The organism is Nocardioides panacisoli, assembly GCF_039537325.1.
GTDB lineage: Bacteria > Actinomycetota > Actinomycetes > Propionibacteriales > Nocardioidaceae > Nocardioides > Nocardioides panacisoli.
Genome location: NZ_BAABAH010000010.1, coordinates 35,839 through 50,165, shown reverse-complemented (window position 1 = coordinate 50,165; position 14,327 = coordinate 35,839). Strand labels below are relative to the sequence as shown.

Sequence of the window (14,327 nt, the reverse complement as noted above, 5' to 3'; positions counted from 1 at the left end):
AACCCACGAAGAAGGACTATTCACATGACTGCAACGGTTGACGAGACTGCGGCCCAGTCCGAGGGCACGACGGGCCGGATCGCCCGGGTGATCGGCCCGGTGGTCGACGTGGAGTTCCCCGTCGACGCGATGCCGGAGATCTACAACAAGCTCGAGGTCGACGTGACCCTGGGCGACGAGACCACCACCCTTCCGCTCGAGGTCGCCCAGCACATCGGTGACGGCATGGTGCGAGCCATCTCGCTCAAGCCGACCGACGGCCTGGTCCGCGGTGCCCAGGTCTCCGACACCGGCGGCCCGATCTCGGTCCCCGTCGGCGACAAGACGCTCGGCAAGGTGTTCAACGCGACCGGCGACGTCCTCAACCTCGAGGAGGGCGAGACGTTCGAGGTCGAGGAGCGCTGGGGCATCCACCGCAAGGCGCCCGCCTTCGACCAGCTCGAGTCGAAGACCCAGATGTTCGAGACCGGCATCAAGGTCATCGACCTGCTGACGCCCTATGTGCAGGGCGGCAAGATCGGCCTGTTCGGCGGCGCCGGGGTGGGCAAGACCGTGCTCATCCAGGAGATGATCGCCCGGGTCGCCAAGGACCACGGTGGTGTGTCGGTGTTCGCGGGCGTCGGTGAGCGCACCCGCGAGGGCAACGACCTGATCGTCGAGATGGAGGAGGCCGGCGTCATCGGCCAGACCGCCCTCGTGTTCGGTCAGATGGACGAGCCGCCGGGCACCCGGCTGCGCGTGGCCCTGTCGGCGCTCACGATGGCGGAGTACTTCCGCGACGTGCAGGGCCAGGACGTGCTGCTGTTCATCGACAACATCTTCCGGTTCACCCAGGCCGGGTCCGAGGTGTCCACGCTCCTCGGCCGGATGCCGTCCGCGGTGGGCTACCAGCCCAACCTCGCCGACGAGATGGGCACGCTGCAGGAGCGGATCACCTCGACCCGTGGCCACTCGATCACCTCGATGCAGGCGATCTACGTGCCGGCGGACGACTACACCGACCCGGCTCCGGCGACCACCTTCGCGCACCTGGACGCCACGACCGAGCTCTCCCGTGAGATCGCGTCGCTCGGCATCTACCCGGCCGTGGACCCGCTGACCTCCACGTCGCGGATCCTCGACCCGCAGTACATCGGCCAGGAGCACTACGACTGCGCCATCCGGGTGAAGCAGATCCTCCAGCGCAACAAGGAGCTGCAGGACATCATCGCGATCCTCGGCGTCGACGAGCTGTCGGAGGAGGACAAGATCATCGTGTCCCGCGCCCGCCGGCTGCAGCGGTTCCTCTCCCAGAACACCTACGTCGCCAAGCAGTTCACCGGCATCGAGGGCTCGACCGTACCGATCTCGGACACGGTCGAGGCGTTCAACAAGATCTGCGACGGCGAGTACGACCACGTGGCCGAGCAGGCCTTCTTCATGTGCGGCGGTCTGGACGACGTCGAGAAGAAGTGGGCCGAGATCCAGAAGAGCCTCTGATGGCCGACGCCCTGCACGTGGAGCTCGTCTCAGCCGACCGGACCGTGTGGTCCGGCGAGGCGGCGATGGTGATCGCGCGCACCGTCGAGGGTGACCTCGGCGTGCTGCGGGGCCACACTCCGGTGCTGTCCCTGCTCAGCGAGGCGGTGGTCGAGATCCAGGTCGCCGACACCTCCGACGTCATCATCGCCGCGGTCGACGGAGGGTTCCTCTCCGTCGCGGCCGACCGGGTGTCGGTCCTCTCCGAGCACGTCGACCTCGGCGAGGAGATCCACGTCGACAAGGCGGAGGCCGACCTCGAGCACGCGCGGGCGCAGATCAGCGTCATGGACGATGCCGAGAAGCGGATCCGGTACGCCGAGGCGCGGATCCGCGCCGCCGAGAAGGTCCGTTAGGTCCGCGGCCTCGATGGCGTGGTGGGGGTGGCTGCTCGACCTGTCGGGCGTGGTGCTGCTCCTGCTGCTGGCCTACGGGGCCGCGCTGATCCTCCGCCGCCGCGTGATCGCACGGCACGGTGGAACGTTCGAGCTCAGCCACCGGCTCCGGGACGACGTCCCGGGCCGGGGCTGGGTGCTCGGCCTCGGCCGCTACTCCGGCGAGCGCCTGGAGTGGTTCCGCATCTTCACCCTCTGGCCCCGACCGAACGCCGCCTGGAACCGTGACGAGCTGAGCTACGACGGCCGCCGGGAGCCGCTCGGCGCCGAGCAGATGTCGCTCTACCCCGACCACGTGGTCATCCGGTGCACCTCGTCCACCGGCCTGGTCGAGCTCGCGATGAGCGAGTCGTCCCTCACCGGCTTCCAGGCCTGGCTCGAGGCCCGGCCCCCCGGTACCGACTGGAACCAGTGAACGGTTCCGATGGTCGGGGCGGTCGCGCAGCGGCCGTCTCGAGACCCGCCGTCGCGTGGGTCTTCGCGCTCAACGGGCTCTCCTTCTCCTGCCTGGTCGCGCGGCTGCCCGACGTCCGGGGCAACCTGGACCTCTCCAACGGCGACCTCGGGCTGCTGCTGCTCACCATCTCGCTCGGATCGCTGGCGGCCCTCTCGGCGAGCGGCGTGTTCGTCGGCCGGTACGGGCCCACCGCGGTGGTCCGGGTCGGCAGCGGGTTCGCGCTGACCGGCCTGGTGCTCGCCGGCGTCGGTGTCGGCGCGGCGTCCTCCGTGGTGCTCACGGCGGCCGGCTTCGCGATCTACGGCATCGGCATCTCGAGCTGGGACGTGGCCATGAACGTGGAGGCGGCCGAGGTCGAGCGCGCGCTGGACCGCACGATCATGCCGCGGTTCCACGCGGCCTGGAGCCTGGGCACGTTCGGAGGGGCCGGGATCGGCGTACTCCTGACCCGTGCGGACGTGCCGGTGCTCCTCCATCTCGCGGTCGGCGGCGTGATCGCCTGCGGTGCCACCGCCGGCGCCGCAGGGCTGTTCCTGCCGCGGTCGGCCGACGTCGCCCGGGCCGGTGAGGACGTGGCCGGGCCGGGGAGGTCGCGGAGCCCGTGGACCGAGCCGCGGACGCTGGCGATCGGCGTGATGGTGCTCTGCTTCGCGGCCGGGGAGGGGGCGGCCAACGACTGGCTGACCCTGGCCCTGATCGACGGCTACGACGCGCCGCACTGGGTCGGCGTCGCCGGCTTCGCGCTGTTCGTCTCGGCGATGACCCTCGGGCGGCTGACCGGCCCGGTCGCCCTGGACCGGTGGGGCCGGGTGCCGGTCCTCGCCGTCCTGGCGGTTGTGTCGGGGGCCGGTGTTCTGCTCGTCGTCGCCGGGGTCTCCGGACCGGCGGCCGGGCTCGGCATCGTGCTGTGGGGAAGCGGTGTCGCGCTCGGCTTCCCGGTCGGCATGAGCGCCGCCGCCGACGACGCGGCCGGCTCCGCGCGGCGGGTGAGTGTCGTCGCCACGATCGGCTACGGCGCGTTCCTCACCGGGCCGCCGCTGCTGGGCGCGCTCGGCGACGCGGTCGGCACGCTCGACTCGCTGCTCGCGGTCGCCGCCCTGATGGGCGTCGCGGTGCTGACCGTCGGTGCCGCGAGGAAGCCGGCCTAGCCGGCCGCCTGGACCACCCAGATCCAGTTGCCGTCCGGATCCGTCACGGAGAACATCTGCGGCACCGGGCCCTCACCGCCCATCATCTCGCCGACCTGCACGCCGTCCACACCGTCCAGCCGCTCCCGCTCGGCGGCGACGTCCGTGCTCTCCACGCCGATGCTGCCGCCCCCGGGCTCGCCCTCCATCGGCGGGTTCAAGGCGAGCACGGTCGTCGAGCCCGGCGGCGCGACCTCCACCCAGCGACCTGCCTCGGCCCCGTCGCCGAACGCGGTCTCGGAGCGGAGCTCCCACCCGAGCTTGTCGGTGTAGAACGCGATCGCGGCGTCCTGGTCGGCGACCGAGAACATGGCCGTCCCGATGGTGGTGACTGTGGTCATGCGGCGAGCGTGCCACCGGTCGTCATGGCGCGTAAAGCCCCGGTCCGGCGGGCCTGCCGGCGGCCGAATCACCACGGTATGCAGCTGAGTCGCCGCTTCCCCCGCGGAGCTCCGCCCGGGAAGCGGCGACTCGCCTGCATACCGTGATGATTCGTCGGCGGCGGCACCGCGGCAGCGCGGCAGCGGGGGCACCGGAGGGGTTCCGGGCGGGGGTCACTCGTCGAACAGGCCGCGGATGTCCTCGGCGTCGATGGCGGTGCTGAGGGCACCGTCGCCGTCGATGACCCGGCCGAACAGCTCGGCCTTGCGGGCCTTGAGCTCCATGACCTTGTCCTCGATGGTGTCGGTGGCGACCATCCGGTAGACGTGCACGTGCTCGGTCTGGCCGATCCGGTGCGCCCGGTCGACGGCCTGGGCCTCGGCGGCGGGGTTCCACCACGGGTCGAGGACGAAGACGTAGTCGGCCTCGGTCAGGGTGAGGCCGACGCCCCCGGCCTTGAGGGAGATCAGGAACACCGGCGCCGAGCCTTCGCGGAACCGCTGGATCACGGTGGGCCGGTCGCGGGTCGAGCCGTCGAGGTACGCCGTCTCGATGCCCTCGGCCTCGAGGCGGGTGCGGACCCGGCCGAGGAAGGACGTGAACTGGCTGAAGACCAGCGCACGGTGACCCTCGTCGGTGATCTCGGCGAGATGGTCGACGAGCAGGTCGAGCTTCGCCGAGCCGACCCCCTCGTGCGCGTCGTCGACGAGCGCCGGGTCGAGCGCGAGCTGGCGGAGCTTGGTCAGCGCGCTGAAGATCGCGACCCGGTTGCGGTCGAAGTCCTCGACCAGGCCGAGGATCCGCTGCCGCTCCTTGGCCAGGTGGGTGTCGTAGAGCTTCCGGTGCCTCGGCCCCAGGACGACGTCGAGGACCTGCTCCTGCTTGGGCGGCAGGTCGTCGGCGACGAGCTCCTTGGTGCGGCGCAGCAGGAAAGGCCGGATCCGGCGGCGGAACCGCTCGAGCGCCAGCGGGTCGGCGCCCTTCTCGATCGGGCGCACCACCCGCTCGTTGAACTGCCGCGGCCACGGGTAGAGGCCGGGGACGGCGATCGAGAGCAGCGACCACAGCTCCATCAGGCGGTTCTCGAACGGGGTGCCGGTGACCACGAGCCGGAACGGTGCGGCGACCGCCCTGGCCGCCGCGTAGGTCTTGCTCTGGTGGTTCTTCACCTGCTGTGCCTCGTCGAGAACCAGGCCGGCCCACCGCACGCCGGCGTAGCGAGCGCCGCCCAGCCGGAGCAGGGCGTAGGTCGTCAGCACCACGTCGGAGCCGGCGGCGATCGCGGCGAGGTCGTCGCTGCTGCGCTGCACGACGCCGATCCGCAGCGACGGCCCGTGCCGCTCGGCCTCCTGCGCCCACGCCGAGACGACCGACGTCGGCGCGACCACGAGGAACGGGCCGTCCCCGCGTGCGACGGCGTGCTGCACGAGCGCGAGCACCTGCAGCGTCTTCCCGAGTCCCATGTCGTCGGCGAGGATCCCGCCGAGGCCGTTCTCGTAGAGGAAGGCGAGCCACCAGAAGCCCTCCCGCTGGTAGGAGCGCAGCTCGGTCGTGATCCCGAGCGGCTCGGGGCGGGGGAGCGTCTCGAGCGAGCGGAGGGCCTCGGCACGGCGTACCCACTCCGCGGCCTGGGCGTCGACGATCCCGGTCTCGGCCAGTTGCGCCCACACGCCGAGGTCGTGGTGGCCGACGCCGATCCGGTCGCCGTCGACCTCACGCAGCTCGCCGGCGGCCTCGACGACCTCGCGCAACCGGTCGAACTCCGGCCGGTCCGTCGAGATGTAGAGGCCGCTCGAGAGCACCAGGTAGTCGTGACCCAGCGTCAGGGCCGCGAGCACGGCGGGCAGCGGGACCCGCTCGCCCTCGACCGTGATCGTCACCTCGAGGTCGAGCCAGTCGGTGTGCCTGTCCTCGACGTCTGCGCCGTCGGGGTCGGGCTCGACCAGGCCGAAGCTGATCTCGACGTCCTCCTCCGCCTCGCGGAAGTCGGGCCGCTCCTCCTGCACGACCTCGACGCCGTCGAGCCCCTCCAGGAACGGGACGTCGTGCAGCGCGAACGCCAGCGCGTCGCCGCCGGTCACCTCGTCGCGGCCCAGCAGCTCGGCCGGCACCTGCTCGCGGATCTTCCGCTCGGCTGCGCGGTCGCGCAGGCCCCCGAGGCGGTCGTGGCTGCGCAGGTCGCACCGTTGGGTCTGCCCGTAGCGCCACTCCCAGTGCACGTCGGCGTCGGTCGGGCCGAGCCAGGTGACGGTCACCAGGAGGACCGGCTCGACCGGGGTGGGCACGTCGACCGAACCGTCGGAGGAGCGGACCGACAGGCGCTTCAGGACCGGGGAGAGCCGGTCGAGGAATGCCCGGACGTCGTCGGAGGGCACGTCGATCGGTGGCCCGTCGAGCAGGTCACGCGCGGCCCGCGGCACCGCGCCTGCGATCGGCGCGATCGTCACCGTCAGGCCCGCGCCGGCACCGTCCGCGCCGAGGCGGTCGACCAGCCCGACGAGCAGCGGCGGCAGCCCCATCAGCAGCACGTCGTCACCCCTGCGGAGCCGGCCGTCCACGTCGACCCCGAGCGTGAGCCGGGTGCCGCCCTCGGTGGCGGTGAGGTCGGCGCCCAGCCCGACCGGGTCGGGACGCAGCAGCACCTCGCGCAATGGCTCCTGCGGCAGCAGCGGGATGCCTGCCGCCGCGGCCGCGCGGAGCAGCTCGACGGCGCGCGGCCCGAACTGGTCGAGCGCCGGCGCCAGCCCGGCGGAGAAGTAGCCGCGGTGCGCCTGCAGCGCGGAGTGCAGCGCCCCGATCGCGTCGGCCTGCGCGGGCTCGTAGGCCCGCCCGACGATGCCGCCGGGCACGTCGGACCACTCGGCGCCGGTCTTGATCCAGTTGTCGCGGGCGCCGCGGCGCAACGGCCGGACGCGGAGGGTCGGCACCCCGCGGTGCCGCCCCGTGTGGTCGTCGAGGCTGAGCTGCAGGGCGAGCGACATCGGCTCGGCCGGACCGCCCTCGACGGCCAGGTCGTCGAGCAGCGCGCCGAGGCGTCGCTCCCAGTCGTTGCCGGTGGCGCTGTCGACGTGGCCGGCCCGCAGCGAGAGCGCCACCGCGGCCCCGTGCTTGCACATGGTCCGCACGGGGCAGGTGCACAGCGTGAACAGCCAGCCGCGGGGCGCCGTACGGCTGCGGCCGGTCGGCCGGCCGACCTCGGCGTGCAGCTGCACGTGGTAGGGCGCCGGGCGGGTGCCGACGACGTAGGCCGTCGCGGTGACGGCCGACGCGGTGAGCTGCCCGATCTCGGGCGGCCCGTCGAGCCGGTCGCGGTAGGTCTCGCCGCGCTCGAGCGTCTCGGGGGAGAAGTGCTCCTCCAGGAACTCGTCGGTGAGCGCGGCCAGGATCGTCATGGTCCGGCCATCGTTCCACGGGCATACGACAGGCCCGGGGCCTCTTCCACAGCCCCGGGCCCGTCGTCCGTCAGCCCTCCGTCAATCCCGGACGGGGCGGCGCAGGTTCCCGATCACGAGGTCGCCTCGCCGTTCTCGAACAGCCGCGGCACCGGGTGGTTGGCGGCGAACAGCCCGTGCGGGTCCACCGCGGAGCGGATGCCCGTGAGCTGCCGCCAGGCCCGGGGGGCGTACGCCGACCGGGTGTCCACCTGGTTCTCGCTGAAGTTGAGGTAGTGCCGGCCGTTGGCCCACGGCGCCAGGGCGTCGGTCAGGCGGACCGCGTCGCGGTGCGCGGCGGCACCCATCTCCGGCGTCGCGGCCATGCCGCCCGCGAACGCGACGAACTGTGCGTCGAGCTGCGCCAGGACGCCGCCACCGGGGTGCGGGCGGCCCAGGGCGCCGCCGAGCTGGCGGAGCTCCGCGAGCAGCAGCGAGCTCTCGGCGTCCGGGCCGACCTGCCCGAGGAACGCGTCGATCGCGGCCGACGGGAACGCGTCGAGCATGGCGGCGTCGGACTGGAACGGCGCGCCGCCCTCCGGGTCCATGTGGATCCGGGTCAGCGCAGGCGCCGGCATCCGGCCGAACGTGTCGATCTCCGGCTCGAGCGCACGCAGACCGGCGAGCAGCTCCGCGCCGCGCTCGTCGGAGCCGAGAACGGCTCCGTCGATGATCGCGATCCGGCGGCCGCGCATGCCCTCGGGGATGTCCGGCATGTCCGGCAGCCGCATGGCGCGGAAGGAGGTGGTGATGTCCTCCGGCGCGTGCGGCGCCCAGGCCGCCCACTCGCGCAGCACGGGCTCGACGTCGGCGAGGTCCCAGATGAGGAAGCCCGCGTAGGCGTCCGGGACGTCGTACATCTTGAACTCCAGCGCGGTCACCACGCCGAAGCTGCCGCCACCGCCGCGCAGCGCCCAGAACAGCTCGGCGTTGTGCGTGGCGTCGGCGCGCACCAGGGTGCCGTCGGCGATGACGAGCTCGACCGCGGTCAGGCTGTTGGTGGCGAGGCCGAGCTTGCGGGCGTACCAGCCGATGCCGCCACCGAGGCTGTAGCCGGCGATGCCGACGTCGGGCGACGAGCCGTGCAGGACGGCCTTGCCGTGGGCCGCGGCGGCCAGGACGGCCGGCTCCCAGGTCGCGCCGCCCTCGACGCGGACGATGCCGCGGACCGGGTCGGCGACGGCCATGGTCATGTCGTGCAGCCGGACGACGACGACGTCGTCGAGGCCCTGGGCCGCCAGCGGGCCGGCGTTGTGGCCGGTGCTCTGCGGCGCGACCCGCAGACCGGTCTCGGCCGCCATCCGGACGACGGTGGCGACCTCGGCCGCCGAGCGGGGCACGACGACCGCGGCGGGGCGCTGGTCGACGGCGAAGTTCCACGGGGTGCGGGCCTGGTCGTAGGCGGCGTCGCCCGGGAGGACGACCCGGTCGCCCAGCAGGCCGCGCAGGGCGTGGCCGGCGGCGACGGTGTCGGTGGTGGTGGTGGGGAGAAGTTCCCTCTCGATGGTCATGCTGGCTCCTCGGCCGGTGGTGGGCTTGTCGTTGATGGGGAGACCGTCCACCGACCTGCTTGATACGGACTTGGAGCCGACTTGGGACGGTTAAGGTCGCCCTGTGTCAGCGGCGGACCTCGACGTCTGCGTGCTCGGGTCGCTGGAGGTTCGCCGTGCCGGCGCGCCGCTCGACCTGGGCACGCCCAAGCAGCGTGCTCTCGTGGCGAGCCTGGTGCTCGCGCGTGGCTGGCCGGTCTCGGTGGACGGCATTGTCGACCAGCTCTGGGGCGACGACGCGCCCCCGGGCGTGACCGGCACCCTGCAGGCCTACGTCTCCGGCCTCCGGCGCGTCATCGAGCCCGATCGGGCCCCGCGCACGCCGGCGACCGTCCTGGTCACCGCCACCCCGGGGTACGCCCTGCGGGTGCCCGAGGACCGCGTCGACGCGCACCGGTTCGAGCAGGAGGCGAGCCGGGTGCACAGGGTGCTCCAGCCGCTCTCCGGACTGGGCGCGCACGACCTGGACCGGGGACAGCTGGAGGACGCGCGGGCGCTGCTCGAGGAGGCGCTCGGCCGCTGGCGGGGCACCCCGTACGCCGACCTCGGCGACGCGGACGCGGCCGTGGCCGAGCGGACCCGGCTCGACGGGCTGCGGCTCGTCGCGCTGGAGGACCGCGCGGTCGCCGCGCTCGCGCTCGGCGAGCACGGCCCGGTGGCCGCCGAGCTCGAGGCGCTCACCGCCGCCCACCCGTTGCGGGAGCGGCTCTGGGCGCTGCGGGCCCTCGCCCTCGCCCGGTCCGGCCGCCAGGCCGACGCGCTGGAGGTGCTTCGGCGGCTCCGCGACGTCCTCGACGAGGAGCTCGGGATCGAGCCGTCGGCCGAGGTCCGCGACCTGCAGACCGCGCTCCTCCGGCAGGACGAGCGGCTGGAGTGGGTGGCGCCGGCTGCGGCCGGGCCGGCCGCGCCGACCGTCCCGCAGCGGCCCCCGCCGGACCCGGTCGTCGACGAGCGCAACCGCGTCGCGCCGTGGCCGATGGTGGGACGCGACGCCGAGCTCGCGGCGCTCCTCGGCGCGCTGGCCGAGGCCGAGGCGGGCACGGCGGCGTTCGCGGTGCTCACCGGCGAGGCGGGCATCGGCAAGTCCCGGCTCTCGGCGGAGCTGCTGCTCCAGGCGCGCCGTCGCGGGGTGCAGGTGCTCATCGGCCGGTGCTCCCAGGACGAGGGCGCCCCACCGCTGTGGCCCTGGCAGTCGGTGCTCGAGGGGCTCGGCGTCGACCTGATCGAGCTGGTGGCCGCGGCGGGCGACGACGAGGGCGGCCGGTTCCGCGCCTGGGAGCGGATCGCGGAGACGGTGCGCTCCGCGGCGCGCGAGCAGGCGGTCGCCGTACTCCTCGACGACCTGCACTGGGCCGATCCCAGCACGTTGCGCGTGCTGCGGCTGCTGCTGGAGTCTGCCGACGAGGAGCGGCTCCTCGTCGTCGGGACCTGGCGCACGCACCCGGCGCCGACGGGTGCGCTCGCCGACGTCGCCGAGGCGTTCGGGCGCAGGCACGCGGTGCGCGCCGACCTGCACGGGCTGGGCAGTCGCGACGTGCAGACCGTGTTCGAGGCGGTCGCCGGGCCCCGCGCCGAGGCGGGGGCGGGGATCGCGCAGCTCCTGCTGGAGCGGACCGACGGCAATCCCTTCTTCCTCGTCGAGCTCGCGCGCCTCGCCAGCGAGCGCGGCGGCGGCGTCGACCTCCTGCACGGCGAGGCGCCGACGGCCGTCAACGACGTCCTGGACCGCCGGCTCGCCCGGCTGCCCGACACGACCCGGGCGACGCTGCGCACGGCCGCGGTGATCGGTCGCTCCTTCGAGCTGGGGATCCTCGCCCGGGCGGCGGGCCTCGACGAGGACGACGCGCTCGACGTGGTCGAGCCGGCGATCGCGGCCGGGGTGCTGCGGGAGCGTGGGATCGACCGCTACGCGTTCACGCACGCCCTGGTCCGCGACCGGTTCTGCGACGGTGTCCCCGCCAGCCGGATCGCCCGCGAGCACGCCAAGGTGGCCGCCGTGCTCGAGCGCACACCCGGCAGCGAGTCGGAGGTGGCCCGGCACTGGCGCCGGGCCGGGCCCGCGCACGCCGGCCGGGCCTGGCGCGCTGCGATCGCCGCCTCCGAGCGCGCGCAGCTGCTCTACGAGTTCGAGGAGGAGGCCGAGCTCCTCGAGGGTGCGCTGCGGAGCATGGACCTCGATCCCGAGGCGACCGACCGCGAGCGCTACGGCGTGCTGATGAACCTGGTCGACGCCTACCGCTGGTGTGCCCAGCACGAGGCCCTGATCGCGACCGCCGAGCGCGCGATCGCGATCGGGAAGCGGCTGCGCGACCCCGAGGCGGTCGCGCGGGCGGCCCAGTCGGTCGCCTACGACGTGCTGTGGCGGTCCGCGCCGCCGGGGGAGACCAACGAGGTCGTGGTGGGGGCCCTGCGCGGCAGCCTCGACCGGCTGCCCCCCGGTGACGGCGAGCTGCGCTGCCGGGTGCTGCTCGCGCTGGCGATCGAGGCCGCCGACGAGTCGGCCGTCGCGGCCGACGACCCGACCCTCCTCGAGGCGCTCGCGATGGCCCGGCGGCTGGGCGACCCGGAGCTGCTGATCTCCGCCCAGCAGACCGCGTTCATGACCCGCTGGGTGCCGTCCACGGCCGAGGACCGGCTCGTCGGCATCTCCGAGGCGGTCGACCTCGCGCACCGGATCGGCGCGGAGCGGGTCGGTGTCGTCTGCGGCACGCTCCGCGCGGCCGTCCTCGGCGAGCTCGGCCGTCCCGCGGAGATGAGGGAGCAGCTCGCGCTGACCCGCGCCGAGGCGGAGCGCACGCGGATCACCTACGGCGACATGGTGCTCACCGGTCTGGAGACCTCCTGGTTCGCGATGGCCGGGCGCGCCGAGGACTGCGCGGCCAACCTGCAGCGACTGCGCGAGATGGAGGACCGGATCGACCACGGCACCCTCGGCCCGGCGATCGCGGTGGCCGAGGCGGTGACGGCGTTCTGGGACGGCCGGACCGCGGACGGCGCTCCGGTCCTCGAGGCGCTGCTCGCGGACGGCTACCCGTTCGCGGTTCCGCTCGCCGTCCACCGCTGGCGCGCCGGCGAGCGGGATGCCGCCCGTGAGCTGTACGCCGAGCACGGCGCACCGCCGGAGCAGGAGACCCAGCTGACCCTCTACCTCTGGGGGATGGCGGCCGAGCTCGCCACCCACCTCGGTGATGCCGACCTCGCCGAGCGGGCGCTGGCGCAGCTGTCGCCGTACGCCGGCCGGTCCTGCGCCGTCGGCGCCGCGATGGTGATGGCGCCGGTCGACTGCTACCTCGCGCTCGCGGCGGCGGCCGCGGGTCGGCCGCGCCTCGCCGAGCGGCACGCCGACGACGCCGACCGGCTGGTCAAGGAGTGGGACCTGCCCGCGGTCTCCGGCTGGTTCGAGGACGTGTTTACGCGCCCGTAACACGTGGGGCATCGGTGTTACCTGGCTGCAACGCCGGGCCCCGACCCTGGTGCGATGCTCCTCGCTGTCGCCGACGTCTCGACCGCATCGACCGTCTCGACCGGCGCCGCAGCCGGGGACACCGCGTGGCTGCTGGCGTCCGCCGCGCTGGTGCTGGTGATGGTGCCCGGGCTGGCGTTCTTCTACGGCGGCATGGTGCGCTCCACCAGCGTGCTGAACATGATGATGATGGTGTTCGGCGCGCTCGCCGTGGTGGCGGTGGTCTGGGTCGTCGTCGGGTACTCGATCGCGTTCGGCGACGACGTCGGTCTCGGGCTGGTGGGCGACCCGCTGCAGCACCTCGGCCTCGACGACATGCTGGGGGCCGACCCGGCCGCGACGGTGCCGACCATCCTGTTCGCCGTCTTCCAGGGCCTGTTCGGCGTGGTCACCGTGGCGCTGATCGCGGGCGCGATCGCCGACCGGACCCGGTTCGGCACCTGGCTGGTCTTCTGCGTGGTGTGGACGCTGGTGGTCTACGCCCCGGTCGCGCACTGGATCTTCGACTTCTCCAGCGGCGACCACGTCGGCGGCTGGATGGCCAACAACCTGGGTGCCCTCGACTTCGCCGGTGGGACCGCCGTGGAGATCAACTCCGGCGCCGCCGGTCTCGCCGCCGCGCTCGTGCTCGGGCCGCGGCTCGGGTTCGGGCGCGACCCGATGAAGCCGCACAACCTGACCCTGGTCATGGTGGGCGCCGGGCTGCTGTGGTTCGGCTGGTTCGGCTTCAACTCAGGATCGGCGCTCGCGGCGAACCAGCTGGCCGCGGTCGCGTTCGTCAACACGCTGCTCGCGGGCTGCACCGGGCTGCTCGCCTGGCTCGCGGTCGAGCGGATCCGCGACGGCCACGCGACGTCCTTCGGCGCGGCGTCGGGCGCGGTGAGCGGCCTGGTCGCCATCACCCCGTCCTGCGGCCACGTCGAGCCGCTCGGGGCCCTCCTGATCGGCGCCGTGGCGGGCGCCGTCTGCGCGCTGGCGGTCGGGCTCAAGTACCGCCTCGGGTACGACGACTCGCTCGACGTGGTCGGCGTGCACCTGGTCGGCGGCCTGGTCGGCACGATCCTCATCGGGCTGCTCGCCTCGACCCGCGTCACCTCGGTCGACGGCCTGTTCTTCGGCGGCGGGCTCGACCAGCTCGGCAAGCAGCTGGTCGCCGCCGGGGTCACCCTGGTCTTCTCGTTCACGATGACCGCGGCGATCGCGTGGGTGCTCGAGCGGACCCTCGGGTTCCGGGTGCACGAGGACGACGAGGCCTCCGGCCTGGACCTGGTGGTGCACGCCGAGACCGCCTACGACCTGCACATCGCCGGCGGTTCCGGCGGCCGGCCGCACTTCGGCGGCGGCCACCACGGTTAGGAGCGCTCGCCTCCCGGCACCCAGAGCACGTCGCCGCGCTCGCGGTTCGCGTAGCGGGCGAGGATGAAGACCAGGTCCGAGAGCCGGTTGAGGTAGGTGATCGCGACCTTGTTCATCGTCTCGCCGTGCTCGGCCCAGGCGGCCCAGCCGGCGCGCTCGGCCCGCCGGACCACCGTGCGCACGACGTGCAGGTGGGCGGCCGCAGGTGTGCCGCCGTTGAGGATGAACGAGCGCAGCTTGGGCAGCTCCTCGTTGTAGTGGTCGCACCACCTCTCGAGGCGGTCGACGTACTCCTGCTCGACGCGGAGCGGCGGGTACTCGGGGTTCTCGGTCACCGGGTTGCACAGGTCGGCGCCGACGTCGAAGAGGTCGTTCTGCACGTGCACCAGCACCTGGACGACGTCCTCCTCGAGCCCACCCGTCGCCAGCGCCACGCCGATGTGCGCGTTGGCCTCGTCCACCACGGCGTACGCCTCCAGCCGCGGGTCGGTCTTCGACGTCACGCTCATGTCGCCGAGCCGGGTCTCGCCGGCGTCGCCGGTGCGGGTGTAGATGCGGGTGAGGTTGACCATGCAGCAGAGCGTAGAGG

General features: G+C 73.6%; 10 protein-coding genes. 6 read left to right on the top strand and 4 right to left on the bottom strand.

Features of this window, described 5'->3' with window-relative positions; all coding sequences use genetic code 11:
- The first annotated feature begins 24 nt into the window (after positions 1-24).
- From atpD to ABD709_RS13965, 4 genes are read left to right on the top strand one after another with little or no spacing between them, the layout of a single operon-like run.
- Positions 25-1,479: a F0F1 ATP synthase subunit beta gene (atpD, locus tag ABD709_RS13980; protein ID WP_344776419.1), complete on the top strand. Its 1,455-nt coding sequence runs from the start codon at positions 25-27 to the stop codon at positions 1,477-1,479.
- Positions 1,479-1,874, top strand: a complete 396-nt coding sequence (locus ABD709_RS13975) for a F0F1 ATP synthase subunit epsilon (protein WP_344776417.1) — start codon at positions 1,479-1,481, stop codon at positions 1,872-1,874. The genes atpD and ABD709_RS13975 overlap by 1 nt, the downstream gene beginning before the upstream one ends.
- Positions 1,875-1,887: 13 nt before the next feature.
- Positions 1,888-2,328 carry a DUF2550 domain-containing protein gene (locus tag ABD709_RS13970; protein WP_344776415.1) on the top strand — a complete coding sequence of 147 codons (441 nt, stop codon included), beginning with the start codon at positions 1,888-1,890 and terminating at the stop codon, positions 2,326-2,328.
- Positions 2,325-3,518, top strand: a complete 1,194-nt coding sequence (locus tag ABD709_RS13965; protein WP_344776413.1) for an MFS transporter — start codon at positions 2,325-2,327, stop codon at positions 3,516-3,518. The genes ABD709_RS13970 and ABD709_RS13965 overlap by 4 nt, the downstream gene beginning before the upstream one ends.
- Here ABD709_RS13965 and ABD709_RS13960 read toward each other — a convergent pair.
- The 3 genes from ABD709_RS13960 to ABD709_RS13950 all read right to left on the bottom strand — a co-directional run bounded on the left by ABD709_RS13960 (position 3,515) and on the right by ABD709_RS13950 (position 8,880).
- The gene (locus tag ABD709_RS13960; RefSeq protein ID WP_344776411.1) at positions 3,515-3,898 is read right to left on the bottom strand and encodes a VOC family protein; all 384 of its coding nucleotides are present in this window, start codon (positions 3,896-3,898) and stop codon (positions 3,515-3,517) included. The two genes, ABD709_RS13965 and ABD709_RS13960, sit on opposite strands and share 4 nt — an antisense overlap.
- A 213-nt stretch (positions 3,899-4,111) precedes the next feature.
- Positions 4,112-7,330 carry a DEAD/DEAH box helicase gene (locus ABD709_RS13955; protein ID WP_344776409.1) on the bottom strand — a complete coding sequence of 1,073 codons (3,219 nt, stop codon included), beginning with the start codon at positions 7,328-7,330 and terminating at the stop codon, positions 4,112-4,114.
- Positions 7,331-7,443: 113 nt separating this feature from the next.
- Positions 7,444-8,880, bottom strand: a complete 1,437-nt coding sequence (locus ABD709_RS13950; RefSeq protein ID WP_344776407.1) for an FAD-binding oxidoreductase — start codon at positions 8,878-8,880, stop codon at positions 7,444-7,446.
- A gap of 103 nt (positions 8,881-8,983) precedes the next feature.
- Between ABD709_RS13950 and ABD709_RS13945 the strand changes: the two genes are divergently transcribed.
- The gene (locus ABD709_RS13945) at positions 8,984-12,343 is read left to right on the top strand and encodes an ATP-binding protein (RefSeq protein WP_344776405.1); all 3,360 of its coding nucleotides are present in this window, start codon (positions 8,984-8,986) and stop codon (positions 12,341-12,343) included.
- A 54-nt stretch (positions 12,344-12,397) separates the two neighbouring features.
- The gene (locus tag ABD709_RS13940) at positions 12,398-13,738 is read left to right on the top strand and encodes an ammonium transporter (protein ID WP_344776403.1); all 1,341 of its coding nucleotides are present in this window, start codon (positions 12,398-12,400) and stop codon (positions 13,736-13,738) included.
- Here ABD709_RS13940 and ABD709_RS13935 read toward each other — a convergent pair.
- Complete coding sequence (locus ABD709_RS13935) at positions 13,735-14,310, bottom strand: cob(I)yrinic acid a,c-diamide adenosyltransferase (RefSeq protein ID WP_344776401.1); 576 nt, start codon at positions 14,308-14,310, stop codon at positions 13,735-13,737. The genes ABD709_RS13940 and ABD709_RS13935 overlap by 4 nt on opposite strands.
- Positions 14,311-14,327: the final 17 nt, after the last annotated feature.

Excerpts from the sequence above, each read along its gene's own strand:
- atpD (WP_344776419.1), top strand. The coding sequence starts at position 25 with ATGACTGCAACGGTTGACGAGACTGCGGCCCAGTCCGAGGGCACGACG.
- ABD709_RS13975 (WP_344776417.1), top strand. The coding sequence starts at position 1,479 with ATGGCCGACGCCCTGCACGTGGAGCTCGTCTCAGCCGACCGGACCGTG.
- ABD709_RS13970 (WP_344776415.1), top strand. The coding sequence starts at position 1,888 with ATGGCGTGGTGGGGGTGGCTGCTCGACCTGTCGGGCGTGGTGCTGCTC.
- ABD709_RS13960 (WP_344776411.1), bottom strand. The coding sequence starts at position 3,898 with ATGACCACAGTCACCACCATCGGGACGGCCATGTTCTCGGTCGCCGAC.
- ABD709_RS13955 (WP_344776409.1), bottom strand. The coding sequence starts at position 7,330 with ATGACGATCCTGGCCGCGCTCACCGACGAGTTCCTGGAGGAGCACTTC.
- ABD709_RS13950 (WP_344776407.1), bottom strand. The coding sequence starts at position 8,880 with ATGACCATCGAGAGGGAACTTCTCCCCACCACCACCACCGACACCGTC.
- ABD709_RS13940 (WP_344776403.1), top strand. The coding sequence starts at position 12,398 with ATGCTCCTCGCTGTCGCCGACGTCTCGACCGCATCGACCGTCTCGACC.
- ABD709_RS13935 (WP_344776401.1), bottom strand. The coding sequence starts at position 14,310 with ATGGTCAACCTCACCCGCATCTACACCCGCACCGGCGACGCCGGCGAG.